Annotated in this window: 26 protein-coding genes; 10 read left to right on the top strand and 16 right to left on the bottom strand. The window is 68.7% G+C overall.

The genetic code is table 11. From position 1 onward, the window contains the following. Positions 1-13 precede the first annotated feature (13 nt). Together mftB and mftA are read right to left on the bottom strand one after the other, a co-directional pair. A complete protein-coding gene (gene mftB, locus GOPIP_RS02160; protein WP_006367872.1) occupies positions 14-364 on the bottom strand; it encodes a mycofactocin biosynthesis chaperone MftB in 351 nt (116 codons plus the stop codon). Beyond that, positions 364-486, bottom strand: coding sequence for a mycofactocin precursor MftA (gene mftA / locus GOPIP_RS28135; protein WP_006367871.1), 123 nt, complete (start codon positions 484-486; stop codon positions 364-366). Before mftA ends, mftB begins: the two co-directional genes overlap by 1 nt. Before the next feature lie 130 nt (positions 487-616). Between mftA and mftR the strand changes: the two genes are divergently transcribed. The 4 genes from mftR to GOPIP_RS02140 all read left to right on the top strand — a co-directional run bounded on the left by mftR (position 617) and on the right by GOPIP_RS02140 (position 4,444). Continuing rightward, positions 617-1,213, top strand: a complete 597-nt coding sequence (mftR, locus tag GOPIP_RS02155; protein ID WP_006367870.1) for a mycofactocin system transcriptional regulator MftR — start codon at positions 617-619, stop codon at positions 1,211-1,213. Positions 1,214-1,515: 302 nt separating this feature from the next. Continuing rightward, positions 1,516-2,586 (top strand): ferredoxin--NADP reductase, encoded by a 1,071-nt coding sequence (locus tag GOPIP_RS02150; RefSeq protein WP_006367869.1) that lies wholly within the window; start codon positions 1,516-1,518, stop codon positions 2,584-2,586. Between the two features lies 1 nt (position 2,587). Next, positions 2,588-2,965, top strand: coding sequence for a DoxX family protein (locus tag GOPIP_RS02145; protein WP_006367868.1), 378 nt, complete (start codon positions 2,588-2,590; stop codon positions 2,963-2,965). Positions 2,966-3,088: 123 nt separating this feature from the next. Continuing rightward, positions 3,089-4,444 (top strand): ClC family H(+)/Cl(-) exchange transporter, encoded by a 1,356-nt coding sequence (locus tag GOPIP_RS02140; RefSeq protein ID WP_006367867.1) that lies wholly within the window; start codon positions 3,089-3,091, stop codon positions 4,442-4,444. Between the two features lie 28 nt (positions 4,445-4,472). Here GOPIP_RS02140 and GOPIP_RS02135 read toward each other — a convergent pair whose 3' ends face one another. From GOPIP_RS02135 to GOPIP_RS02090, 11 genes are all read right to left on the bottom strand, one after another. Next, the gene (locus GOPIP_RS02135) at positions 4,473-5,192 is read right to left on the bottom strand and encodes a DNA alkylation repair protein (protein ID WP_006367866.1); all 720 of its coding nucleotides are present in this window, start codon (positions 5,190-5,192) and stop codon (positions 4,473-4,475) included. A gap of 13 nt (positions 5,193-5,205) precedes the next feature. Continuing rightward, positions 5,206-6,414: an NAD(P)/FAD-dependent oxidoreductase gene (locus tag GOPIP_RS02130; protein ID WP_006367865.1), complete on the bottom strand. Its 1,209-nt coding sequence runs from the start codon at positions 6,412-6,414 to the stop codon at positions 5,206-5,208. Positions 6,415-6,479: 65 nt separating this feature from the next. Next, positions 6,480-6,800, bottom strand: coding sequence for a hypothetical protein (locus GOPIP_RS29320; RefSeq protein WP_006367864.1), 321 nt, complete (start codon positions 6,798-6,800; stop codon positions 6,480-6,482). Then, positions 6,785-7,090 carry a hypothetical protein gene (locus GOPIP_RS29315; RefSeq protein WP_006367863.1) on the bottom strand — a complete coding sequence of 102 codons (306 nt, stop codon included), beginning with the start codon at positions 7,088-7,090 and terminating at the stop codon, positions 6,785-6,787. Before GOPIP_RS29315 ends, GOPIP_RS29320 begins: the two co-directional genes overlap by 16 nt. Then, positions 7,087-7,710, bottom strand: coding sequence for an Rv1363c family protein (locus GOPIP_RS02120; RefSeq protein WP_006367862.1), 624 nt, complete (start codon positions 7,708-7,710; stop codon positions 7,087-7,089). Before GOPIP_RS02120 ends, GOPIP_RS29315 begins: the two co-directional genes overlap by 4 nt. Then, the gene (locus tag GOPIP_RS02115) at positions 7,707-8,225 is read right to left on the bottom strand and encodes a hypothetical protein (RefSeq protein WP_006367861.1); all 519 of its coding nucleotides are present in this window, start codon (positions 8,223-8,225) and stop codon (positions 7,707-7,709) included. Before GOPIP_RS02115 ends, GOPIP_RS02120 begins: the two co-directional genes overlap by 4 nt. After that, positions 8,222-8,818, bottom strand: a complete 597-nt coding sequence (locus GOPIP_RS02110) for an Rv1363c family protein (RefSeq protein ID WP_006367860.1) — start codon at positions 8,816-8,818, stop codon at positions 8,222-8,224. The genes GOPIP_RS02115 and GOPIP_RS02110 overlap by 4 nt, the downstream gene beginning before the upstream one ends. A 52-nt stretch (positions 8,819-8,870) precedes the next feature. Next, a complete protein-coding gene (locus GOPIP_RS02105; RefSeq protein ID WP_006367859.1) occupies positions 8,871-9,743 on the bottom strand; it encodes an SDR family oxidoreductase in 873 nt (290 codons plus the stop codon). Between the two features lie 57 nt (positions 9,744-9,800). Beyond that, positions 9,801-10,424, bottom strand: a complete 624-nt coding sequence (locus tag GOPIP_RS02100; protein ID WP_006367858.1) for a TetR/AcrR family transcriptional regulator — start codon at positions 10,422-10,424, stop codon at positions 9,801-9,803. Beyond that, positions 10,421-11,803 (bottom strand): cytochrome P450, encoded by a 1,383-nt coding sequence (locus GOPIP_RS02095; protein WP_170320163.1) that lies wholly within the window; start codon positions 11,801-11,803, stop codon positions 10,421-10,423. Before GOPIP_RS02095 ends, GOPIP_RS02100 begins: the two co-directional genes overlap by 4 nt. Before the next feature lie 114 nt (positions 11,804-11,917). Then, positions 11,918-12,904: an o-succinylbenzoate synthase gene (locus tag GOPIP_RS02090; RefSeq protein ID WP_006367856.1), complete on the bottom strand. Its 987-nt coding sequence runs from the start codon at positions 12,902-12,904 to the stop codon at positions 11,918-11,920. A 70-nt stretch (positions 12,905-12,974) separates the two neighbouring features. Here GOPIP_RS02090 and GOPIP_RS02085 point away from each other — a divergent pair, with 70 nt between their 5' ends. Further along, positions 12,975-13,925 carry an oxygenase MpaB family protein gene (locus tag GOPIP_RS02085; protein WP_006367855.1) on the top strand — a complete coding sequence of 317 codons (951 nt, stop codon included), beginning with the start codon at positions 12,975-12,977 and terminating at the stop codon, positions 13,923-13,925. A gap of 13 nt (positions 13,926-13,938) precedes the next feature. On the opposite strand, the gene GOPIP_RS02080 is transcribed toward GOPIP_RS02085, so the two are convergent. Both GOPIP_RS02080 and GOPIP_RS02075 read right to left on the bottom strand, forming a co-directional pair. Next, complete coding sequence (locus tag GOPIP_RS02080; protein ID WP_006367854.1) at positions 13,939-14,697, bottom strand: alpha/beta fold hydrolase; 759 nt, start codon at positions 14,695-14,697, stop codon at positions 13,939-13,941. A gap of 55 nt (positions 14,698-14,752) precedes the next feature. Then, positions 14,753-18,577, bottom strand: a complete 3,825-nt coding sequence (locus GOPIP_RS02075) for an nSTAND1 domain-containing NTPase (RefSeq protein WP_006367853.1) — start codon at positions 18,575-18,577, stop codon at positions 14,753-14,755. A 115-nt stretch (positions 18,578-18,692) separates the two neighbouring features. On the opposite strand from GOPIP_RS02075, the gene GOPIP_RS29835 reads away from it, so the two are divergent. Then, on the top strand, positions 18,693-19,115 hold the full coding sequence (locus GOPIP_RS29835; protein ID WP_006367852.1) for a helix-turn-helix transcriptional regulator: 423 nt from the start codon (positions 18,693-18,695) through the stop codon (positions 19,113-19,115). A gap of 143 nt (positions 19,116-19,258) precedes the next feature. Here the strand turns inward: GOPIP_RS29835 and GOPIP_RS02065 are convergent, their stop codons facing one another. Continuing rightward, on the bottom strand, positions 19,259-20,230 hold the full coding sequence (locus GOPIP_RS02065) for an alpha/beta hydrolase (protein ID WP_035726908.1): 972 nt from the start codon (positions 20,228-20,230) through the stop codon (positions 19,259-19,261). A gap of 277 nt (positions 20,231-20,507) precedes the next feature. Between GOPIP_RS02065 and GOPIP_RS02060 the strand changes: the two genes are divergently transcribed. The 4 genes from GOPIP_RS02060 (at position 20,508) to GOPIP_RS28125 (ending at position 23,879) form a co-directional block, all read left to right on the top strand. Then, positions 20,508-21,389 (top strand): CDP-diacylglycerol diphosphatase, encoded by an 882-nt coding sequence (locus GOPIP_RS02060; protein ID WP_035726907.1) that lies wholly within the window; start codon positions 20,508-20,510, stop codon positions 21,387-21,389. Positions 21,390-21,690: 301 nt separating this feature from the next. After that, positions 21,691-22,671 (top strand): TIGR04222 domain-containing membrane protein, encoded by a 981-nt coding sequence (locus tag GOPIP_RS02055; RefSeq protein WP_006367849.1) that lies wholly within the window; start codon positions 21,691-21,693, stop codon positions 22,669-22,671. 69 nt (positions 22,672-22,740) lie between these two features. Next, positions 22,741-23,589 (top strand): MbnB/TglH/ChrH family RiPP precursor modification enzyme, encoded by an 849-nt coding sequence (locus GOPIP_RS02050; RefSeq protein WP_006367848.1) that lies wholly within the window; start codon positions 22,741-22,743, stop codon positions 23,587-23,589. Beyond that, positions 23,586-23,879 (top strand): SCO6045 C-terminal-like domain-containing protein, encoded by a 294-nt coding sequence (locus GOPIP_RS28125; RefSeq protein WP_081482470.1) that lies wholly within the window; start codon positions 23,586-23,588, stop codon positions 23,877-23,879. The genes GOPIP_RS02050 and GOPIP_RS28125 overlap by 4 nt, the downstream gene beginning before the upstream one ends. Positions 23,880-23,921 lie beyond the last annotated feature (42 nt).

Below are 23,921 nucleotides of genomic sequence, written 5' to 3'. Positions count from 1 at the left end.
AGGAATGCGTCCGTCAGCGGCGGACGATCATCCCGGAGTCGGCCAGGGCGGTCAGCGCCTGCACATACAGCGCACGCTCGGCGGCTCCGATCCCGGCAGCAGCCAGGGCGGTCTCGGCGTCGTCATGCTCGGCGAGGGAGCGCACGATCCCGACGACGGTCAGGTTCTTGAGGAATGAGAGCTTGCGGGTACCGAAGTGATACAGCAACGCCCCGAAGGGTTCCGGGCGTAGTGCGACCTTGGGGTTGAGCTCCCAGGCGGCGTCGAGATCGAATGCGGACAGGGTGGCGGGGGTGTCGCGCCGGTCACCGGCGACCGCGGAGTCGCGGTCGCCGGCAACCGGAGCAGATGTCGGGGTGGACATCAGTAAACCCCGCACATCCCGTCGATCGAGACCTCTTCGACGAGGGACTCACCCACGAGCTCGGTCTCGACGTCGGCGGGAACCGACACGTCCTGAGCTGCCTTGGCTGTGTGATCGGCCATGATCCAGACCTCCTAATATTCGGGTAGTGATGTGGATCACCGATCACTATAATGGCACCGGGTGCAGAATTGCACCCCCCAGCCGAAAATTGACCAAACGGACAGGTACCGACCTGGTGAGAGAGGTCTGATGACGACCGAGAACGCGACGGCGCCGGGCCGGCGTCCGCGCACCAGCCGCGCACAGATCAGCGCGACCGCCATCGACCTGTTCACCACCGTCGGCTTCGAGGAAACCAGCGTCGACGACATCGCCGAGGCCGTCGGCATCGCGCGGCGCACACTGTTCCGGTACTTCCCGTCGAAGAACGCGATCCCGTGGGGCGAGTTCGACGTCCACCTCGACGACCTGCGCGCACTGCTCGCCGAGATCCCCGACGACCTCCCCATCGCCGAGGCCGTCACCCGGGCGCTGATCGCCTTCAACGAGGTGCCCGCGGAGTTCCTCGACGGCCACCGCCGACGCATGCAGCTACTCCTGGGAGTGCCGAGCCTGCAAGCACATTCGATGTTGATGTACGCCGACTGGCGCCACGTCATCGCCGAGTTCTGCGCCCACCGGCTCGGCCTGGACGAGGGCGATCACCTCCCGCAGACGATCGGCTGGCTGTGCCTGGGCACCGCCCTGGCCGCCTACGAACAATGGCTCGCCCATCCCGACGCCGACCTCGACGCGCTCATCCGGGCGGGGTGCGCGACGCTGGCCGCTGGGCTGCAGGGGTTGTGAGTGCTCATCGCACGCGATAGATCCCGCCACCGACTCGGCGGCGCTCGTGTGGTCCTCGATGCCGAGGTTCGCGATCGACGGGTTCGCCGAGCCAGCCCCGCGACTCGATCGCTGTCGGCGAGAAACCGGGCGCCGTCGAGGAAATACCGGCGACACCGCCGCCACAGACCGCCCTCTACCCTGGAACCGATCGCCTTGCCGGTGTCGACAGCCCGACATCTAGGCTAGGCTCAAAGTAGAACGTGTTCTAGTTTTCGCACCTTCGACTCTTACACCTTCGACGACGCCAGGAGACCTGAGCCATGACCGGATCGGACACGACCGAACTGACGCCCCACGGCTCGCGCAGCGTGATCCTCACCGTGGCCGAGGTCATCGACGAGACCCACGACGCACGGTCGATCGTCTTCGAACTCCCCGACACGGCCAAAGAGGCGTTCACCCAGTACAAGTCGGGCCAGTTCCTCACCCTGCGCATCCCGAGTGATCAGACCGGGTCGGTGGCCCGCTGTTACTCGCTGGCCTCCTCCCCCGCCCGCGACGAATTGCCCAAGGTGACGGTCAAGCGCACCGTCGACGGCTACGGGTCGAACTGGGTGTGCGACAACCTCTCCGCGGGCTCGCAGATCGAGGTGCTGCCGCCGTCGGGGGTGTTCACCCCGCGGTCGGTCGACGAACCGCTCCTGCTGATCGCCGCGGGCAGCGGGGTGACCCCGGTGATGTCGATCCTCAAGACCGCGCTGGCGTCGGGGAGCGGCACCATCGTGTTCTTCTACGCCAACCGCAGCGCCGAGGACGTCATCTTCGCCGACGAACTGCGCGAGCTGCAGACCGCACACGCCGACCGGCTGGTCCTGATCCACTGGCTCGAGACGCTGCAGGGCCTGCCCCGCGCTCAGTCCCTGGCGACGATCTTCGGCGCCTTCCGCGGCCACGCCGCCTACATGTGCGGCCCCGGCCCCTTCATGGACGCCGTGCACCAGGCGCTGCACACCGCGGGCTTCGCCCACCACGACGTGCACGCCGAGGTCTACAACTCACTCTCCGGTGATCCCTTCGCCGACGTCGTCCTCGACGAGGTGAGCGCCGAGGAGCAGGCCGACGCCGCCACGGTGGAGGTCGAACTCGACGGCGAAACCCACGAACTGACCTGGCCCCGCAAACGCACCCTGATCGACATCATGCTCGAGGCCGGACTCGATGCGCCGTACTCGTGCCAGGAGGGTGAATGCGGTTCGTGCGCATGCACTCTCACCGACGGAACCGTCGAGATGGACAACGCGGGTGCGCTCGATCCCGAGGACATCGCCGACGGCTATATCCTCGGGTGTCAGGCCCATCCGACTTCCGACCGACTGCGAATCGAGTTCTGACGTGCTCTCACGCCTGTCCCCCATCCAGCTCGCCCGCACCCTTGCCGGGATGCTGCTGACCATCGGCACCCTGCACTTCGTGGCGCCGAAGCCGTTCGACGAGATCATCCCCGAGGAGATTCCCGCCGACCCGCGGATGCTGACCTATGCGTCCGGTGTCGCCGAGGTCGCCCTCGGCGTGGGACTTCTCGTCCCGGCCACCCGCAAGCCGTCCGCGGCTGCGGCCGCGGCACTGTTCGTCGCGGTGTACCCGGCCAACATCAACATGGTCCGGCTGTGGTGGCACAAGCCGGCGATCTACAAGGCGATCGCCCTCGGCCGGCTGCCACTGCAGTTCCCGATGATCGCCGCGGCGATCAAGGTGTTCCGCGCGTCCTGACGATCGAGAACGCCGTCGGCCACCCCTGGTCGCGACCGCCGACTCGGCCGAGATCTACCGTGGATCGGTGTCCGCGACCCGAAATCCCCAGCCCGGTGATCACCAACGGCCCGGTGACGACGCGTGACGGCGCCGGACTCCCCTGATCTCACACCGGAAACGCCCGAAGAGGACACCGGTGCACGGGTTCTCGTCTGGTTGACCATCGTCGCCGCGATCGCCGGTGCGATCACCGGCCTGGTCGGCGGGGCATTCCGGTGGCTGCTGATCCGCGCCGATCACCTGCGGGCCGACCTGATCGACTGGACCCACCATCACGGCCCGGCCGCCTGGCTGATACCCGTGGTGATCTCGGCCGCCGCGGCGCTCATCGCAGCGCTGATCACCCGGTGGGAACCGCGCGCGTCCGGCAGCGGCATCCAACATGTGGAGGCCGTCGAACGCGGCGAGGCCGCACCACCGCCGCCCGCGGTCATCCCGGCCCGCTTCGTCGGCGGTTTGCTGGCGATCGGCGTCGGCGGGATGGTCCTCGGTCGAGAGGGCCCGACGGTGCACATGGGCGCCGCCATCGGCGCGCTCACCGGACGCGTGTGCCGCGCCACCATGCGCGAGATCCGGGTTCTGCAGACCACGTTGTCGGGCGCCGGGCTCGCCGTCGCATTCAACGCACCGATCAGCGGCACCCTGTTCTGCATCGAGGAGATCGCCAAGACCGTCAAGGTGCGCTACGTCCTCTGGACGATGGCCGCGGTCGCCGCAGGCACCGTGTGCAGCCGCCTGATCGTCGGCAACCATCCCGACTTCGTCGTCCCGCAGGTCAATTCCGTTGCGTTGTCCTCACTTCCGGTGTTCGTCGTCTTCGGCGTCGTGGTCGGGCTGCTCGGCGTCGTCTACAACTGGCTGATCCGTGCGTGTCTGAGTGGCTTCGCGGCCATTGGGCGGGTGCCCGGCCCGGTGAAGGCCGCGATCATCGGAGCGGTCATCGGGGCGGTGCTGACCGTCGACCCCGATCTCGGTGGCGGCGGTGACGATCTGACGCAGAACATCCTGTCCGGTCAGCATCTGGCCTTCTGGGCGATCGTGATGCTGCTGGCGATCCGCTTCGTCGCCGGTCCGGTGTCGTATTCGGCGGGCACGCCGGGTGGCATCTTCGCCCCCATGCTGGCGCTCGGCGCGATGACCGGTCTCATCGCCTCCCGGCTGATCGATCTGGTCTCGCCGGGCTACGGGCACGAGTTGTTGTTGCCACTGATGATCGTGGGCATGTCGTCGTTTTTCACCGCCGTGGTCCGGGCGCCGTTCACCGGTGCGGTGCTGGTGATGGAGATGACCTCGACGACCTCGGTCGCGGTGTCGGTGCTCGCCGCGGGGGCCGCGACGATGATCGTCGCCGAATTATTGCGTTCGCCGCCGATTTACGACGATCTGCGCGAACGGATGTTGCGGCAGTGGAAGGGCCACGAAGCCGAGGGCGTCTGAGGGATCGGTGCCGGACGGCCCGCGCGACTCACCGCAACGCGCGGTAGCGGGCGCGCATCGCGGGATCGAGATGCTCGATCGCATACCGCAGTGCGGTGCGTCCCATCGACGCCGCATGCTCGTCGAGATAGTCGGTGAGCGTTGACCTCTCGACGCGCTTGCCCATCTCGCGCAACATCCAACCCAGCGCTTTCTGGATGAGGTCACGCCGGTCGTCGACGACGAGCGGCGCCACCGCCAGCGTGGGGCGGGCATCGCCCTCGCGCAGGTGGGCGTGGGTGCCGACGATACCGACCCGCCGGTGCCACAGCCGTTCGTCGGCGGCGAGGTCGACGAGCGCGGAGTGGTCACCGATCCGTACACACCAGCGTCCGAGAACCGGTGCGGCCGAGGTGTCGACGAGATCCCAGTTGTTCACATACCCGTCGTCGACGGCCCGGCGGTAGTCGCCGACCCACGCGCGAGCATCGGCGTCGTCGGCATACGCGGTCTCCTGCGCCATGAGAAGTAGTGCGAGAAACCGGATCTCGTGGACCGGTGAGCTCAGCAGCTCGCCCACCGCACCGCGATCGATGCCGCGCCGGCGACGGGCGAGCGCGCACAACTGCGGCACCGCTACCCCGACGAACTCGTCGCCCTCACCGTAACCACCGGGCCGAGCCTGCAGATAACGCGCGATACCCGCCGCCCGCTCTGGGTCGCCGAGCTCGCGGACCGCGGCGATCACCTGCGCGGCAACGGAATCCACGGCGACCGCGCGGTCAGAGAAGGTCAGCGACCGGTGTCGGGGTCTGCAACTTGGGGCGCGTCTTCATCACCGGACCCGCCTTGCCCGCGCCGACCACCCCGGTGAGGATTCCGTCGCGGCTGTAGTAGGCCAGGAACTTCGTGCCGTCGTCGGTGACGATGTGCACGTCGTCGTCGGCGCGCGGATGCCCGAGTGCCTGGATCTTCACCGCGAACTGGTCGCTCCAGAAGTAGGGCACCGCGGCGGTGATCGGCGCGCCCGCACTGCCGGCGATCTGATGGGCGACGACCGCAGCCTGTTCGACGGTGTGATTCCAGTGCTCGACACGACGCGCGGTGGGCGTCCCGTCGGCCCAGTTGGCGACGTCCCCGATCGCGTATACGTGCGGTGCGCTGGTCTTTCCGACGGCATCGCAGGCTATCCCACCACCGGTCTCACGCGGGGCGAACCCGATACCCGAGCCCTCGAGGTAGTCGGTGACCGGGATCGAGCCGATGCCGACGACGACGATGTCGGCGGGCAGTTCGGTGCCATCGGCCAGACGCACCGCCCGCACCGCACCCGAGTCGTCGCCGACGATCTCCGAAACCCCAATACCCGCACGAACATCGACCCCATTGGCGGTGTGCATCCGGGCCACCAGTGTCCCGATCGGTTCACCGAGCGCCTGCGCCAGCGGGGTCGGCGCCGGCTCGACGAGCGAGACCCGCACGCCGCGCTCGGTCAGGCTCGACGCGACTTCGCAGCCGATGAAGCCGGCACCGATGACGACGGCGGTCTGCGCACCGTCGATCTCCGAGCGCAGGGCGACCGCGTCGTCGAAGGTCCGCAGGGTGTGCACGCCCGCAAGGTGTTCGGCGCCGGGGAAGACCCGCGGGGCGAGTCCGGTGGCGAGCACCAGGACGTCGTAGGGGACGCTCTCGGTGTCACCGCTATCGGAGCCATGCACGGTGACGGTTGCGGCCTGCGGGTCGACGGCGGTGACCCGTTGACCGAGTCGCAGGGTGATCGACGACTCGGTGTAGAACTCGGCCGGCTTGAGCTCGACGCGGTCGTCCTTGCCGAGCAGCACCGTCTTCGACAGCGGCGGCCGATCATAGGGGGCGTAGGGCTCGGCGCCGATCAGTGTGATCGGCTCCTCGTATCCGTTGGTGCGCAGGTTCTCTGCGAGGCGGATGGCCCCGAGTCCCGCACCGACCACCACGACACCTGCTGCACTCATCCTCGGTTCTCGCCCTCTCGTCGACGGTGCTGCCCGCGTCAGCGGATCGAATGTCGCTGCCCGCGTCAGCGGGTGACGTCCCCCACCGGTCGGACGTCGGCGAGCAGCCAGGTTCCGTTCACCTTACGCATGACCAACCACTTTTCGGTAGATGTATGTTCGCCGCCCACACCGGCTCCGGCTCCCGGCGCACTCGCGTCGGGCACCGTCACCGTCTGGTTGAGAAAGGCGAGCAGACGTGCGTCGTCGGCGTGGAATTCCCCGACCGCCATGCCGACCACATTCACCGTCATCTGCGCCGACGCGGCGACCGCATCCGGAAGGACGACATCGGCACGCTCGGCGTCGTATCGCGTGAGCAGCGGGTCGCTCAGATGGGCGCGCACCGCGTCGGGGGCCGGGGGTGCTCCCCGCCGAAGGTCATCAGTGCGGTGACCGCGCTCGTCGCGGCCCGTTCGACGTCTGCACGGTCGGCGTCGGTGGGACGCGGGGTCTGCCGATACGCCTGGGTCCAGGCGACGGCGGCGACCACCAGCGCGGTCAGGGTCAGCGTCGCGATCGCCACCAGCAGTCGGCGTGCGCGCCGCGACATCCGCGGCGGCGCGGCGAGCGGACGGATGCGGTGGTGCTGGGTCCAGGTGAGCCGCCAGCTCGGGGGGACTCGGGACGCGATCATGCCGGCACCGCCGAGTCGACGAGCCAGCCGGCGTCGGTGCGGGTCATCCCGACGGTGAGGGTGAGGCGGTCGGCCTGCGGATCCCCGCCGAGCAGAACGGGATTGGACGCCTGCACGACCACCAGTACCTCGGCGCGGGAACCGGGATCGTCGGACCCGGGATCGGTGACGAGCCCGGCCGAGAGCACCCGTCCGGCACTGGGCGCGGTCTGGGCGGCGACGGCGGCGGACAGGGCCGCACCGGCCTGTTCGAGACGCGTTTTCTGCGCGCCGGTGCTCAGGGCGAGGACCCGCTCGACGTAGGCCTCGGCGTGTGCCGGGTCCGACGTCAGCATGCTCGTGGTGGCCGATCGGGCCGCCGCGAGGACCTCGTCGTCGAGGTCGGTGCGCTCGGTCGCCCGGTGATCGAGCACCGCGAGCGTGCTCGCGACGATGATCAGCACCACCGCCACGAGCGCGGCCACCACAAGCGCGCGACGCACCCAGCGCGAGCGTGCCACCGCGCGTGCCCGCAGGTCGTCGGCGGCGGCGATCCGCGCGAGGCGGGCGGCGCGCAGGGCGTGTGTCACCCGCTCCTGCGCGAGTCGTTCCCGAGCGGTGGGGTCGGTCGGCGGAGTCACGACACCACCTCCGCGTCACGCAACAGCCACCGTCCGTCGCGGAGCACGAATCCCATGCGGAGCGTGAGCTTTTCGGTACTCTGCTGTCCCGTTCCGGTGCGGGTCAGCACGGTCGCGCGGATCAGGGCGTCACCGTCCTCGCGACCGGTGTCGATGATCGCGACCGTGTCGGGATGCCACCGGACCGACGACGTGCCCGCGGGCGGGGCGCGATGCAGTTGCGCGGCGAACGATCCGGCGAAGTCCCCGGCCACCAGGGTGCGGGCGCGAGCCCGATCGGTCTGCCAGGTGGCGGTGTCGACGGAGAACACCTGCGCGACGATCGCACCGGCATGAGCACGCAGCGAGTCCCGGTTGTCGGCGGTCCGTCGCTGATCGGACAACGACGTCGCGGTGGCGATCACCGCGGTCACCAGTGCGGCGATCACCACGACCGCCACCGTCGCGGCGATCCGCGCAGCGCCGGGTGCGACGATGCGGTCACGGGTGGCAGGGGTGCGCAGCGGAATTCTCATGGGAGGTATTGCACCGCCGCGACCTTGAGCCGTCCGGAATCGTCGGTGACGGCCAGCCGCAACCGGAAGGTGCGGTCGGCCACGGCCTGCCCGGTCTGCTGATAGCCCACCGTCGCCGCGACGAGCACCACGGCGGAATCGGTGGTGCGCGTGACGATTCCGGTGCCGTCGATGGTGGCACTCGCCGCGGTTCCACTGCGCCGGACGAATGCGGTGTAGGAGTCCGCCGATTGTGCGAATTCGTCGTAGAAGGCACCGGTCGCATCATCGAGTACCGACCGAACCCGTTGCGGTGCAGTCGGATCAGGGCTCAACAGCTCCGCGACGACGTCGGTGGCTACGTCGGTGAAATCGGCATCGGTCCAGGAATTCGCGGCGCGCACCCACGCCGCCACACCGAATCCCGCGACCACCAGTGCAGCGGTCACGACCAGCGCGGAGGCCGTCCACCACCATCGCGACAGCGGAGCGATCCGACCGTTCGCCCGGCGCACCTCGTCGAGATCGTCGACCGCGCGCCGCAACTCGCGGCGGGCCGCCCGGTCCGCCCGGATCGACGGGGATGCCGATGTCGGCGGTGTCGGCCACGGCATCGTCAACGCCTCCTTGCCAGCACCGCACGATCATAACGCGGGGCCGTGACGCTCAGGATGTCGCGCGCCCCCGCATGCGGGCGTCGTAGTCGGCGCGGCCGGCCGAGTCGTAGTCGAGGAAGATCCGGTCGAGTCCGGTGCGTCGGCGCGTCAGACGTTTGAACGCCTGCGGGAAGACCGGATTGGCGTCCACCCACCGCATCGCCCGCGGGGCGGCCACACGGGTGCGTGGCTCGGCGATGACCCCGACGACGGCGGCGGCCACGACCTCGGGTTCGACGGTCTGGATGTAGCGATTGGTCGCCAGGCCCGAGATCAGGCCGGTGCGGGTGAAGGTCGGCATCACGGTGCTCACCCGCACGCCGTGGTCGGACAGTTCGGCATCGAGAGCCTCGGAGAACTCGATGACCCCCGATTTCGCGGCGTTGTAGACGGCCAAACCCGGCATCGGAAGCCGACCGGCAACCGAGGCGATGTTGACGATCTGCCCAGACCGTCGGGCCGTCATTCGTTGCGCGGCAAGCTGACTGCCGGTGATGACACCGATCAGGTCGATGTCGAAGGTCCGGCGGATCAACGCGTCGTCGAACTCGAGGAAGGACCCGACGGGCATGATCCCGGCGTTGTTGATCAGCACATCCACCGGCCCCAGACGCTGCTCGACCTCGTCGAGGAAGGCGGCAAAGCTCGCCCGGTCGGTGACGTCGACCTCGACCCCCTCCACCCCGAGGTCGGCGGCGGCCTTGGCCAGGACCTCGTTGTCGACGTCGCCGATCGCCACCCGCGCCCCGGCGTCGAGGAGTTGACGGGCGGTCTCCAGGCCGATACCGCGTGCGCCGCCGGTGATCACCACGACCTTGTCGGCCAGCCGGGCCCGCACCTCGTCATGCCCGATGCGACCGAATCGGTTGCTGCGCATACTCATCGACTACTCCCCCTTGGTGAGATCACGTACTGACTTCGGTTGTGCCGCCCGGGGCGGTCACCAAATCATCGGTGCGAGGAACTTCTCCGCGAACGCTCGCACCCGGTCCGGCTCCTGCCGCGCCTCGTCGGAGGCCGGTGTCTCCAGGAACGAGATGACCAGGCGCACATGGATTTCGACGGCCTCGAGCAGATCCTCGTCGGGCATCTGCGCACCGGCGGTGCGCAGAGTCGCGGCGACGCGTCCGGTGGCGACGTCGATGAACAGGGCGGTCACCGAGGCGGTGATCGGCGCCATGTCGTGGTCGGTCAGCACGAGCCGGCGCATCAGGGGTTCGTCGGAGATCATCGCCGCGCCCGCGGCGAAGGCCTCGATGACCGCCTCACGCGGGCCGAGGCCGCGGACCGCGTCGACCAGCCGGGCCATGCCGCGTTCGTAGAGTTCCTCGGCGACGCCGAGCAGCAGCGCCTCCTTGTTGGGGAACCGCCGATACAGCGTGGACCGGGAGACCCCGGCGCGTTTGGCGACCTCGTCGACGTTCGCGCGGCGCACCCCGACCTCGGTGAACTCCGCCTCGGCGGCGGCGATGATCGCGCTGTTCTGATCGGCGGGGCTGTCGGTGTTGCGGACCTTGCGGCGACGGCCCTGCTCGGCGTGGGTGCCCGGCGCGCCCGGGGTCATCGCAACCCCCGAACGGTGACCGGCAGCCCGTCCTTGGGTACCGGAAGTGCGCTGTAGTCCATCGGGAGCGTGTATCCCGCGGGGACCGACCACTCGTACCCGCGCAGCAGGTGATGCATGATCGTCTTGATTTCCATTTGTCCAAAATACAGACCGATGCATTTGTGGACCCCCGCACCGAAGGGAATCCAGGCCATCCGATGCGACTTGTCCTCGGCGCGTTCGGGGCCGAAACGATCAGGGTCGAAGACTCCCGGGTGGTTGTAGAGCTCGGGGTCACGATGATTGGTCAGCTGCGGAACACTGACCATCGTCCCCTCTGGTACGAAGAACCCCTGAATCGAGGTGTCCTTGACCGCGATTCGCGGTTGGGCGGGTACCGGCGGGCACATCCGCAACGACTCCTTCATCACCCGGTCGAGCACGTCGAGACGGCCGAGATCGTCATAGCCCACCTCGGGGCCGAGTGCGTCGGACTCGGCGCGCGCCCGCTCCTGCCAGTGTGGGTCGGTGGCCATCCGGTAGGCCATCTGGGTCATCGTGATCGTCGAGGTGTCGTGCGCGGCCATCAGGACGAAGATCATGTGATTCACGACGTCCTCGTCGGTGAATCGGTGCCCCTCGTCGCTGCGCGCATGACAGAGCACCGAGAACAAATCGGGGGTCTCACGCGCCCGCTTGGCGGGCAGGGTGGCGTAAAAGAACTCCTCGAGCACCTTGCGGCTGCGCAAGCCCTTCCACCACCGGCCGCCGGGAACCGGCTTGCGCACGTAGGCAACTCCGGCACGCACGGTCTCGACGAAGGCCTTGTTGAGCGTGGCGGCCTCGTCGGCGGACAGGTCGACGCCGAGGAAGACCTCGAGCGCGACGTCGAGGGTCAACGACTTGAACCGATCGAACAGGTGGACACGCCCCGTCGGGAAGCGGGTCATCGCCTCGGCGATCATCGGCGACATCTCCTGCAGGTAGCCCTTGAGCATCGTCGGCGCGAAGGCCTGCTGCATGATGCGCCGGTGGTGGCGGTGCTCCTCGAAGTCGAGGAGCATCACCCCGCGGTTGAAGAAGGGGCCGATGAAGTAGCTCCAGGCGGGACCGTTGGCGAACGCCCGATCGGAGTTCATCAGGATCTCCGCGGCCGCATCGGGGCCTGCGGCGGTGACCATCCGAATCCCCAGCGCGCTCATGCCGGAGATGAGACCCAACTCGGCGCGACGACGTTCGGCGAATCCGAAGGGATCGCGACGCATCGACATGATCTCGAGGATGCCGTTGCGATGTGCGCACGGAATCGCCTGTAGATCGCTGCCGGGTGGCGGTGGCGCGAGGATTGGTGACTTCCCGGCCGAGCGCACCCGAGACACCGACGAGGGCGCCGTCATGGCAGCATCCTGCGCCGGCGCGAGTCCACCCCGCTCCTGTGAGCCACACAACACCATGGAACAAACTCTACGATATGTCTCTATCGACTGTCACCCTCCGGCCAGGAAACTCCCTCAGCCGAGTCGGTGCCCGCGCGCGGTCAGGACCGCGTGAGCGCGCCGCAACCGCTCGTGCCACCACCGCCGGCGGTCCTCGGCGGCGCACAGCGTCGACGGAACGTCGAGGTCACCGGGCCCGAACCACCGTGGCCGCAGATGACCGTCGTCCGGGGTGCCGCCGTCGGCGACGTCCCCGGTGAACAACGAGCCGGTGCCGAGACCGCAGGCGAACGGTAGCTCGGGCAGCGCCGCGGCCGCCGCGACGCCCGCGGCGATGCCGACCGCGGAGTCCAGCGCACTCGAGATCACCACGGGCAGACCGATTTCCTCGGCCAGGGTGAGCACGGCCCGCATGCCGCCCAGCGGCGCCACCTTGAGCACCGCGATGTCGGCGGCCTCGGCGGCGACCACCCGCATCGGGTCGGTGGCCTTGCGGATCGACTCGTCGGCGGCGATCGGCACGTCGACCGCTCGACGCACCGCAGCCAACTCCTCGACGGTGGCACACGGTTGCTCGGCGTACTCGAGGTCGCCGATCGCGCGCAATGCCGTGATCGCCTGCGCCACATCCCATTTCCCGTTTGCATCGACGCGGACCCGGCCGATGAGCTCGCGCGTGGCAGCAACCCGCGCGACGTCGTCGTCGAGGGTCTGCCCCGGTTCGGCGACCTTCACCTTGGCGGTGCGCGCTCCGGGGAAACGGGCGAGCATGCCCGCGACCTCCGATGCGGGTACCGCCGGCACAGTGGCGTTGATCGGGACCCGATCACGACGTGTGGGGGGTGCTCCGAGATACGCCGCCTCGATACCCGCCGCGAGCCACGCCGCGGACTCCTCGTCGTCGTACTCGACGAACGGCCCGAATTCACCCCAGCCCGCCGGCCCCTCGACGATCATCACCTCGCGCGTGGTGATGCCCCGGAAACGGGTGCGCATCGGCAGGCTGAGCACCACCGCATGCTCGAGCAACTCCTCCGGCGTCGGCAACCTCTGACCGGTCACGATCCTCCTCCCTGGCCAGACTGATGAAACAAATCTGGAAACTCGTTCCTTCGTGCGATAAGGTCTCGCCATGACAGTGAATCAGGATTTCGACTCGGCGATCCGTGAGGCGCAGCCTGTCCTGGTCGAGGCCTCTCCCGAGCATCCCGCTCCGGAGAACGACGCATTGCCGACTCCGCGGCTCGGCGCCGACTCGCTCATCTGGAAGTTCTACGGCGACGTCCGCGGAATCCTCGGATTCCAGCGCCTCGCCGGCACCGAGAACTGTATCGAACAACTCGGTCAGGGCGTGCTCGATCACTCGGTGATCTTCGACGACTTCCTCGGCCGCGCCCGCCGCACCGGCCCGCCCGTGATGCGCACCGTCTACAGCGCCGAGCCCGCCAGGTGGGGGCGCACCGTGCGCGATTTCCATCGCGACATCAAGGGCACCATCAGTGACGGTTCGCGCTATCACGCGCTCAACCCCGAGCTGTTCTACTGGGCGCACGCCACTTTCGTCGATCAGGTGCTCTACATCACGGACACCTTCATCCGCAGGTTGTCCGAGGCGGAGAAGGAGCAGATCTTCGCCGAGAGCAAGATCTGGTACGAGCTCTACGGCGTCAGCGCGCGCAGTCAGCCGCAGACCTACGCCGAGTTCCGCGAGTACTGGGACTCCATGCTCGAGCGTTTCGTGCCGCACAAGACCGTCGTCTACGCCACCGGATACATCCGCAAGGGTCTGCCACGGCCGCGCCGCATCCCGGCGCCGGTGTGGCGAGTCGTCTCCGCCCCGCTCAACGCGTTCATCCGCACCGTGGTCGTGGGCACCCTTCCGCAGCAGATGCGTGATGTCTGTGATCTGGAATGGGATGCCAAGCGCGAAAAGAACTTCCAGAGGTTTGCCACGTTCATGCGGGCACTCAACCCGGTGTTCAACCGGCTGCCGGTGCGGTGGCTGTACGTGCCGTGGGCCGCCGAGGCGTGGGAGAAGGTCGGCGTCGACCCGCGGCCGCTGCACAACAAGCCGGCCGCGTAGGGGGCTGCCGGCGTCACTGCGCCAGGAAAGCGCCTGCCTTCGCGGTGAATTCGCGACGACGGTCCCGATGGACCGAGTGGCCCGCGTCGATGACGTCGAAGCGGCCGTCGGGCAAGGCCTGCGCCACGGACTGCAGATGCTGCGGGGGCAGAAAGCTACGCGGACCACCGGAGATGACCTGGGTCCGCGCCGACACCGCGGCCAGACGCCCCCACCACTGCGGGTCGGCGCGCTCGAACTCGGCGCCGACCTGCGTTCCCACGGCGCGATCGAATCGGACCACCGGCATCGGGTTGCGCATCAGGGCGCCGATACCGCGTACGCGTTCACCGAAGCCCGACGACATGACGATCTCCTCGTCGAGATCGGCCTGGTCGCGTGGCATCGGTGGCACTTCCTCGAGCACCAGCGACCGGACCCGGCCGGGATCGTTCATCGCCACGCGCAGTGCCGCGTGCGCACCGAGCGAGTGACCGACCACGTCGGCCCGCTCCACATCGAGCTCGTCGAGCACGAATCCCAGGTCGGCGGCGAAGGCTTCCAGCGCGTAGTCCCCCGGACGGCCGCTGCGGCCGTGTCCACGCAGGTCGACCGCGATGACCGCGCGGCCGGCGCGGCGCAGGATCGACGCGAAGGGCCGCCAGGTGCTGTGGTCGCTGCCCATCCCGTGGACCAGCAGGACCGGCGGAGTGCGGCTGTCGGCGAGATCGCCGTCGACGGCGACCGCGAGGGTGAGCTCGCCGTGCCCGATGGGGCGCTGCAACAACCGCATTGGGCCCAAGTTACCAGCGTCGATACCTACCCCGGACGGGCCCCCACGGCCGCGATCACCGGCGGCACGGAGGCTGATAGCCCATGCCGTGGACGTAGGTGGCCCATTCCTCCTCGGTGATCTGATCGCCGGTCTGCGCACACTGGGCGTCGATGATCGCACCGGTATCGAGCTCCCACGACTCGATCACCCCTGCCTCACCGGCGGCGAGGATCCGATCACCGGGCGCGAATCGCACGTCATAAACCCGTCCGGGGAACGAGCGCAACACGACCTCCGCCGACCCTCCGTCGGCCAGATTCCACACCCACACCTCCGAATTCCCGCCACCGGCGATCACGTGGGAACCGTCGGCGGAGAAACCGGCGCTGTAGAGCTGGCCCGCCGGGCCGGTCAATGTCGCAATGGTATGCGGCGCTTGCGGATTCGAGACGTCGGCGACGACGACCGCACGTTCCTCCGAGGTCGCCACGATCCGGTCGCCGTGGGCGGAGAAGCGCACCGCGAGCGCCGCGCCCTCGAAGTCGATCGGATGCGGATATGCCCGTGGTGCCGCCGGATCGGTGAGATCCACCAGTTGCACGACACCGGTGGAGGTCGCCACCGCGACCCGGCGACCGTCGGGGCTCAGCGTCGTCCACCACACCCCGCCGCCGGCGTCGAAGGTCGAAACCACCTTGGGCCCAGCTAGATCCGAGGCATCGATGACGGTGACGATGTTGCTGTCGGTGGCCCCGGTCACGGCCAGATGCGACCGTTCGCTGTAGTCCACGGTCTCGTTGAGGGTGTGCTGCGCGTCGACCGAGCCCACCAGGTGCGGGTCGGCGGGATCGGACATGTCGGCGAACTGCACCGCTCCGGTGACCGTCCCCATGGTCGCGATCCGGCCCGACGGCGACAGCGTCACCGCTCCCGAATACACCATGCCCGGCGGCGGAACGAGATCCGGTCCGGCGCGACTCAGCCCGTCGGACTCGATGTCCCACTGGGTGATCCGCCCATCGGTGCCGCTGTCGGCGGCGAGCAGCCGGGTCGTCGAGCCGTTCGCCGGGATCTGGTAGACGCTGTTGGTCCCGATCACCGTCCGATTCGACGTCGGCGGCCAATCCTGTACCCGCCCATCATCACTGGATGCGATCACATGGTCTCCGGCGAACACCACCGAGACCGCGTTCGATGCAGCCGTGAGGATCCGGGGAGCGGCCGAGGGGTTGGTCAGGTCGAAGATCCGCAGTGTGTTGTCGGCGCCCGCGCCCGCGATCTCGGTGCCGGCGGCGTTGACGGCCACCGCCGTCACGTAGCTGTCGAAACCGCCGAACCCCGCGACCTTACGCGGAGCGGCCGGATCGGAGACGTCGACGACGTCGATCACGCGGCTGCGCAGTGCCGCCACCAGCCGCGTACCGTCCGGCGTGTAGGTCAGGCCCTGCGCGAGTTCGTTGTCGCGCCACGCATCGAGCGGGATCTCGCCCGTCGCGACGATGTCGTCGCCGTCGATGCGCCACAGATCGATGCGACGGTTGGCGCTGCTGGTGGCCAGCGAACGGCCGTCGGGACTGAACGCGGCCGCGCCGGCGACGCCGGCGACCTTGCCCGGCAACGGCACCGGACGCCACGTCCCGTCCGAGTTCACCCACACCTGCACCCCGACCTCGGGCACGCTGGCGACGACGAACCGGCCGTCGGGACTCACCGAGAGCGCGTTGACGTCGCCGCCGACGGCCGGGAAATCAAAGGCGCGCACCGGGTGTGCGGGGTCGGCGACATTCCAGGCGGTGAGGGTGCCGCGACCGCCGAGAAGCACCGTCGACGTCCCCGGCAGGATCGCGACCCCACCCAATCGACCGCCGCCGCCGGGCGCGCGGAAGGTGGTGACCTGCCGGTTGATCCCGCGGTCGGACACGTCGAACAGCCGCACCTGCCCGCCGCCTCCGGCGGCGACGAGCAATGACCCCGAGCGGGCCAGCAGCACCGATCCGCCCTCACCGACAAAGCGATTCGGGACACCGTGACCGGTCGCGTCGATCAACCGCGACCGCGCCTCGAGGGTCGGCGAGGTCTGATAGGCGACCATGGCCAGCTGCGCGGCGAGAAACGGGTCACGATCCTCCAACTCGCTCGACTGGATGGCCAGCTGTCGGCTCAGCGCCTGATTCCGGGCGGCCTCGGCCTGCTCGCGCTGACCCACCGCATGCACGCCGGTGATCACCGCGATGACCGCTGCGGTGACCGCCACGATGCCGAAGACCCCGGCGGTCAAAGCGATTCGGCGCAGCTGCCGACTGCGGCGTCGTTCCTGGGCGTCCTGGGCGCGTACCCGCGCCTCACCGGCCTCCAGGAAGCCACGGCTGGCCTGATCCAGCGAGGAGCCGTCGTCGGCGAGCGGCCGGAACATCTCCAGCCGAGCCCGCATCGGCAGCAGGTCGTCGGGCCGTCCGTTGGACTCCCACGTGTCCCGCAGGGTCTGTAGTCGACGCCGCAGCAACAGCCGTTCGCGGTCGGCGTCGATCCATTCGCCCAGCCGCGGCCAGGCCGTCAGCAGCGCCTCGTGCGCGACCTGGGCGTGCGAGGTCGTCACCGTGACCAGACGTGCCGCGGCGAACGTCTCGAGCACATGACGGTTGTCCCCGGCCGGGTCGTCGGCGTCGAGATCGGCGAGCCGGACGGTGCGCCGGGTGACGGTCTCCTCGTCGACGTTGACCATTTCCAACAGGATTCGGCGCGCCACGGCCCGCTGCGCGTCGTCGAGTGAGTCATACACCGACTCCGCGGTCTGTTCGACGGCTCCCGAGATGCGGCCGGTCGAGACGTAGTCACGCACCGTGAGTCGTCGGCGATCAGACTTCTCCCACGTGGCGCGCAGGGCATGGGACAGCAGTGGGAGTACACCCGCGCCGACCGGCCGCACGCTCGTCGACGGCGCCACGTCGTCGAGCAGCATGGTCACCAGATCGTCGTCCACGGTGAGCCCGGCGACCTCGGCGGGCCGCACGATCACCTCCCGCAGTTGTGCGGGCAACATCGGGGTGACGAGTAGCTGCGAGTTGGCCAGCACCGAGGCGATGATCGGACCGGCGGCGGCACGTTCGTAGAAGTCGGCGCGCAACACCCCGATCACCACGGTGCGCCGGCGCGCGGCGAACTCGGCCAGCCGGGTGGTCAGCCGCGCCCGCCCGGCGGAATCACCCTGGGTCCACAGCTCCTCGAGCTGATCGATCACGAGCAGCGCCGGGCCGTCGCCGGGCGTCTCGTCGAGAGTTGCCGCGGCCTGCTCGAGCGCGGTGACAGGGTCGTCGCCGGGCACCATGACCGCCGCGCGCCAATCGAGGAACGGCTCCTCGGTACCGATGCGCGGCAACAGGCCGGCCCGGACGAGCGAGGACTTACCCACCCCCGACGCCCCGACCACCGCGACGCCGTGCAGCCAGTCGGGCCCACCCTCTCCGACCGACTGGTCCGGCTCCGGGCCGGGCCCGGGCACCGTCTCGGGAAGCCGGGAGCGGACCATCTCGGCGAGCCGGTCGATCAGTTCGTCGCGACCGAAGAACCAGGCCCCGTCGTCGGCCGAGAACGGAGCAAAGCCCCGGTACGGTGACACCGACGACGCCGACTTGCGGGTGCGCCGCGACGACCGCTCGGCCGCGGCCCACCACTGCTGGACGTCGGCGTCCTCGACGACGCCACACGCGGCGAGGACACGCTCGAACATCTCCCGGCTCGCCCGTGTCGGGGCGTGCTGTCCGGCGAACCATCCGGCGACCGTGCCCAGGAGCGCGTCGGCGTCGGACGCGACGTCGCGCACACTCATCCCGGACCGCTCGCGGAGTCCGGTGAGGGCGCGGCCGAGCTCGTCGCGGGTGTGCACGGCATCGGGTCCCATGGCGAGAGGAGTCCTGTCGTCGGACCAGATTCGCGCTGGTCAGCGTATCGAGAAATGTATCGACTTCCGATTCTCAGCCACTGCGGCGCGCTTCGTCATCCCCTCCGCACCAAGATTGGTCCGCGCGGACTACACCGCGATCCATTGCGCGTCGGCGAGTCGGGCTGCGGCGCGAATCCATCAGGAGGTCACCATCATCCCCGGTACCGAGGAGCCGCCGTTGCATCGGCGACCCCAGCACGATTCCCGACCCCACCCCCATCTCGATCCCCGCCACCGCCACCTCTATGCGGTGAACCGTCCCGCGAGCCGACGTCCCGACCTCTCACGCCGCGAGGTCGAGGTGCTCGTCGCCTGGTTGCGCGCCGAGTCCAAACAGGAGGCCGCCAAGGCGCTGTTCATCAGTGTGTCGACGGTGAGCACCCACGTGGCACGCATCCGGGCCAAGTACGAGGCGGTGGGCCGGGCGGCGAACACCAAGTCGGCGTTGTTCGCCCGCGCGATCCAGGACGGTTACGTCTCACTCGACGAGTGGTGAGTTCGAACTCCTGACGGCACCGTCGACGACGCGGTACCCGACCCCGAGGAGGGTCCGATGCCACGTCGTCGACGGTTCCGCCACGCACCCGCCGATCACCCCAGGCAAGGCGCCGCATCCCCTGTCGGCGCCTGTCCGGTGAATCAGCGGTCCCGGAACCAGCCGGAGTTCTTGGCGCGCCAGACCATGTCCTGCCAGTAACCCCAGGTGTGTGTCCCCACGGTGGGGAAGTCGGTGGTGATCCGGATGCCCTGCAGTGCGGCGCCCACCTCGAATGACCGGGTCTGCGCCAGTGCGACCGCCTCGAGCGGGGTGCCCTTCACGGAGTTGACGGCGTCGGTGTTGTAGCGGCCCCAGGCGGCTGATCCTGCGGCGACCCGGATCTTCATCCCGCGCATCCGCGGCAACTGGACGAGTGCGTCGTTGCGCTGCCAGCGATCGCTCCACGGCGGGCCCCACATCGCATCCGCGCTGAACGGACCCATCCCGGCTTCGACGCCTGCGTCGATCAACGCCAGGCGCACGGCCTCGCGCATCGTCGGGGCCGACAGGTTCACGTAACCCGACATCGAGAACACATGCGAGATCCGGTTGCGGTGATACGCACCGTAGATCATCGCCGAGCCGCCGCCCATCGAGATGCCCATGATGGCGTACTTGCCCCACGGCCCGACGGCGAGCCCGCGCGCGTCCAGGGCGGCGACGATCCGGTCCAACCGGCAGGTCCACATGTAGCGGTACTTGATCTTGTTGCCCGGGCTGGCGGTGTCCCAGTTGGTGTAGAAACTCGCGAGTCCACCGACGGGTTCGACGACGTTGACGCCCGAGTCGGCCAGGCGGGCGATGTTGGTCTCATGACGCCAGCCGCTCATGTCGCTGGTGGCTCGTAGTCCATCGAGGGCGATCACCGTCTTGTAGTTGCCCGGCCGGGCCCAGATGTCGACCGGGCTCGCGGGCATCCCGCACCCCCCGACCGAGATCCGGTTCAGCGATGCCGCATCGGCGTCACCGACACCACTGGACAGGGAGATCACCAACGCCGACGCCACGATGGTCGCGGCGACGATTCGCCGGCCCAGGCGCTTGTGGACCGACCGTCTCAGACTTGAACGCACGCCCAGGACATTAGGGCGGTGCGGACCGCTGTCACCAGGCTCGTGACCACAGGGCACCGACATTGAGACCAGTCGGTTACCCAAGTGGCAATTGTGACGTAATGTTACTAGTGTGACTTATGAGGTCTAAGTAGCTCGGAATTCGCTGAGCGAAACATGTGGAAAACCTGAATCGATTTCGGCGTTCGAGTAACCGGGGCCTTCGCCGACTGGCACACTCATGGCTCAGACGGAGCAACCGGCCGACCAGCCGGGCTCATCGGTGAGAGGGCCGGCCATGGACAGCGACTCCACCCCCTTGCCGGGCGCATCCACTCCGAGCCGCGGGTTGAGTCGGCGCACCTTCCTCACCACGACGGCCGCCCTCGGCGTCGGCGCGGTCGCCGGAACGGGCGTCGCCGGCATCGCGTGGGGTGCTCCCCCACCCGACTGCGGCAGCCCGTCGGACTCGGGCAAGACGAACGCCCGTTTCTGGCTGTGGGATCAGGTCAAAGGGTGCACGCCCGCCCAGCCCGGGTCCAACCTCTACGTCAAGCAGATCTCGGCGAGTCCCAACCGCTACTACGCGATCCGACGAGGCGGCGACAACCCGCACGGCAACAACGACATCCTGCTCATGCCGACCAATCGCATCTCGGGTATCGAATGCAGCTACCTGCGCCACGATCCGCCCAACTGGTGGGCCGGTGCGTGGCGCGAGGCCGTCGCGAACATCCCGGCCAAGCCGTCCTCCCCACTCGCGCTGGGCGTCAACTCCAAGGACCGACGAGGCCAGGACCAACTCCACATCCACCTGTCCCAGGTCTTCTATCCGACGTTCAGTGATCTCCGGCAGATCCAACCGGTCACCAAGATCAGCGACTGGATGTCGCCGCAGGCCAACGTCGAACTGCGCATCAACGATCGCCACAAGACCCCGCTGCGCAAGACCGCCTGGTTCCGGGTGGTGAAGTACACCGGGGCGCTGCCGAATCTGTTCGCCGAACTCGCGAAGGTCCTCCCGGCGACCGAGAGCATGGAACACCAGGTCGTCGGAGCCGTGTGGACCGGCATCGGGAGCACCTACTACCTGATCAACAGCACGGCACTGAAGACCCCCAAGGGGCCGGGGACGGGTCTGCTGGACTTCATCTACAACTGGCCGGCCAACAAACCCTGACACATCGCCCCAGCTCACCGGATCGATATCTGTGAGCATCCGATGGAATCGGTCACGAATCGGCCACGGCAGGCCTTCACCACTGGCGCATTCGCACGCCGCGTAGATACTGAGATCACCTGACACGCAGTGACTCTCGGGCCGAGAAGTAGTAACCGAACGGCCGCCGCCGCAACGAGTGTCGGGCCTGCGCAACGTCGCGCCGGCCGACGATGCCTTTCCCCGCGCCTCGTAATCGCGGGTTCACCTCCGCGCATGCCTCGTGGCGAGGCGTGCGCACCGGGAGAAAGCCGGTGACACCATGAACAGTACCGACACCTGGGGTATCCCCAGCACGACCTTCCTCGCCCTCTATGCCGTCATCTCGGTGGCGGCTCTCGCCGTCGTCATCGTGCGGCGACGTCCCGCCCATCAGCGGGTCGATGATCTCCCCGACCTCACTCCCACACAGATCGGAGCACTGGTCTCCGAGGAGAATGCGGTCCTCGCAGCGGTCGCCCAACTCCGGGCAGCCGGCTATATCAACTCGAGCGGACGTGTGACCAATCGACTGAAAGCTGCACCCGCACAGAATGATCGGTTTGTCCGGGCGGTCGGTGACCGTTATGCGCGACGCGGCACGAGTGCCTTGCGTGACGTGTCGGTGCCGTTGCGGCAGGTGCACTCGGAGCTCATTGACGTGGGCCTGCGCCACGCACGCCGACGCGCGGTCGGGGTGGCCGTCCTGATCCCGGTACTCGTCCTCGGGCTCGCACGGATCGTGGCCGGCCTCGCGCACCGCAAGCCGGTCGGCTATCTCGTCGTCATCGTGATATGCCTTGCCGCGGTGTGTATCTGGTGCGCAGTCCATCCTCGTGAGCGGACCGCGCGCGGCGAGGCGGTACTCGCCGAACTGCGCCGGCGGCACAGGTTGCTCGCGCCGCAGTACCGGCCCGCGCTCGCCACCCTCGGAGCACACCACGCCGCCGTCGCCGCAGCCCTGCACGGCATCGAAGCACTTGCACTCCTCGATCCGCGCCTGGCCGCCGACCCGCTGCTCCGCCCGACGACGACGGCCCCCGATCCGGGGATCGCCACCCCCACAACACCTGTCGTGAGAAAGGCCCGTTCACGACGTGCCACGGGCAGCGGCGGAGCATCGTGGTTCGGGTCCGCCTTCTACGGCGGCAGCGACGGCGGCTCGCATCACGGGGGTTCGTCACACAGTTGCGGTGGGGGCTGGAGTGGCTGCAGCAGTGGCGGATCCAGCTGTGGAGGCGGTGGCGGCGGATGCGGCGGGTGATCACCGCGTACGACCACCCGGGACAACGAGATCACCACGAGGCGGGGCGCATCAGAGAAAGGGTTCCTCATGAGCAGATCACGTAGTGCGTCACAGGTCGCCGGTATCGGGATCGGCTGGCGCCCGGAGATCGCGGCCGTCGTCGACGACCTTCCCGGCCTCGGATTCTGTGAGGTCATCGCCGAGTCGGTGCCGCACATCGACGTCGAACCGCTTACGGCGCTGGGGGTGCCGGTGATCCCGCACGGCGTCGGCCTGTCTCTGGGTGGTGCCGAGCCGGTGACCGACGACCGGATCGACGTTCTGGCACGCGCGGTTCGCCGCCTGCGGTCGCCGCTGGTCAGTGAACACATCGCGTTCGTCCGGGCGGGCGGCGTCGAGGCCGGGCATCTGTTGCCCGTCCCCCGGACGCGTGAAGCGCTGGCAGTGTTGTGCGACAACATCACTCGCACCCAGGACCGGTTGTCGGTGCCGCTGGCGGTGGAGAACATCGCAGCATTGTTCTCCTGGCCCGACGACGAGTACACCGAGGGTGAGTTCCTCGCCGAGATCGTCGAGCGCACCGGGGTCCGGCTGCTGCTGGACGTCGCGAATGTGTATGCGTGTGCCCGCAACTCGGGTATCGATCCGGCCGTCGAACTCTCCCGGATGCCGCTCGAGGCGATCGCCTACTGTCACGTCGCCGGCGGCGAATCCGACGGGGTGCTCTATCACGACACCCACACCGCGCCCGTTCCCGACGCGGTGCTCGACCTCGTCACCCGGCTCGCCGCCACCGGGCGCGCGCCGGCATTCATGCTCGAGCGCGACGGCCGGTATCCGCCGGTGACCGAGCTCCTCGGTGAACTCGACGCGATCGCCGACGCCGCGCGGATGGACCGGATCACCGTCGGCAGCCGCTGGTGGGCGGCGTCGTGACCGGCCTAGCGCAACGGCAAGAAGACCTCGTGCGCGCGCTCGTCACCGGTGCGCCGACGCCTGCGGGCTTCGACCCGACGCGGCTGCGCGCCGTCGAAGATACCCTGTTGCGCAAGCGATCCGGTGAGGCGGCCCGACATCTGCCGCTGCTGTGTGCAGAACTCGGGGAGCGCAGGTTCACCGAGTTGTTCTGCGCGTGGGCACGCGGGCGGGAACGGGGCGGATCGTGTGCCGATGCCGCGGCGTTCGCCGCTCAGCTGGGCGCAGACGTAGCAGAAGGTCACGCGTAGGGCGAACCTTCTGCTACGTCTGCGGCAGCATCGCCTGACACA

It is taken from the genome of Gordonia polyisoprenivorans NBRC 16320 = JCM 10675, assembly GCF_000241325.1.
GTDB lineage: Bacteria > Actinomycetota > Actinomycetes > Mycobacteriales > Mycobacteriaceae > Gordonia > Gordonia polyisoprenivorans.
This window is presented reverse-complemented; position numbering and strand designations above follow the sequence as displayed.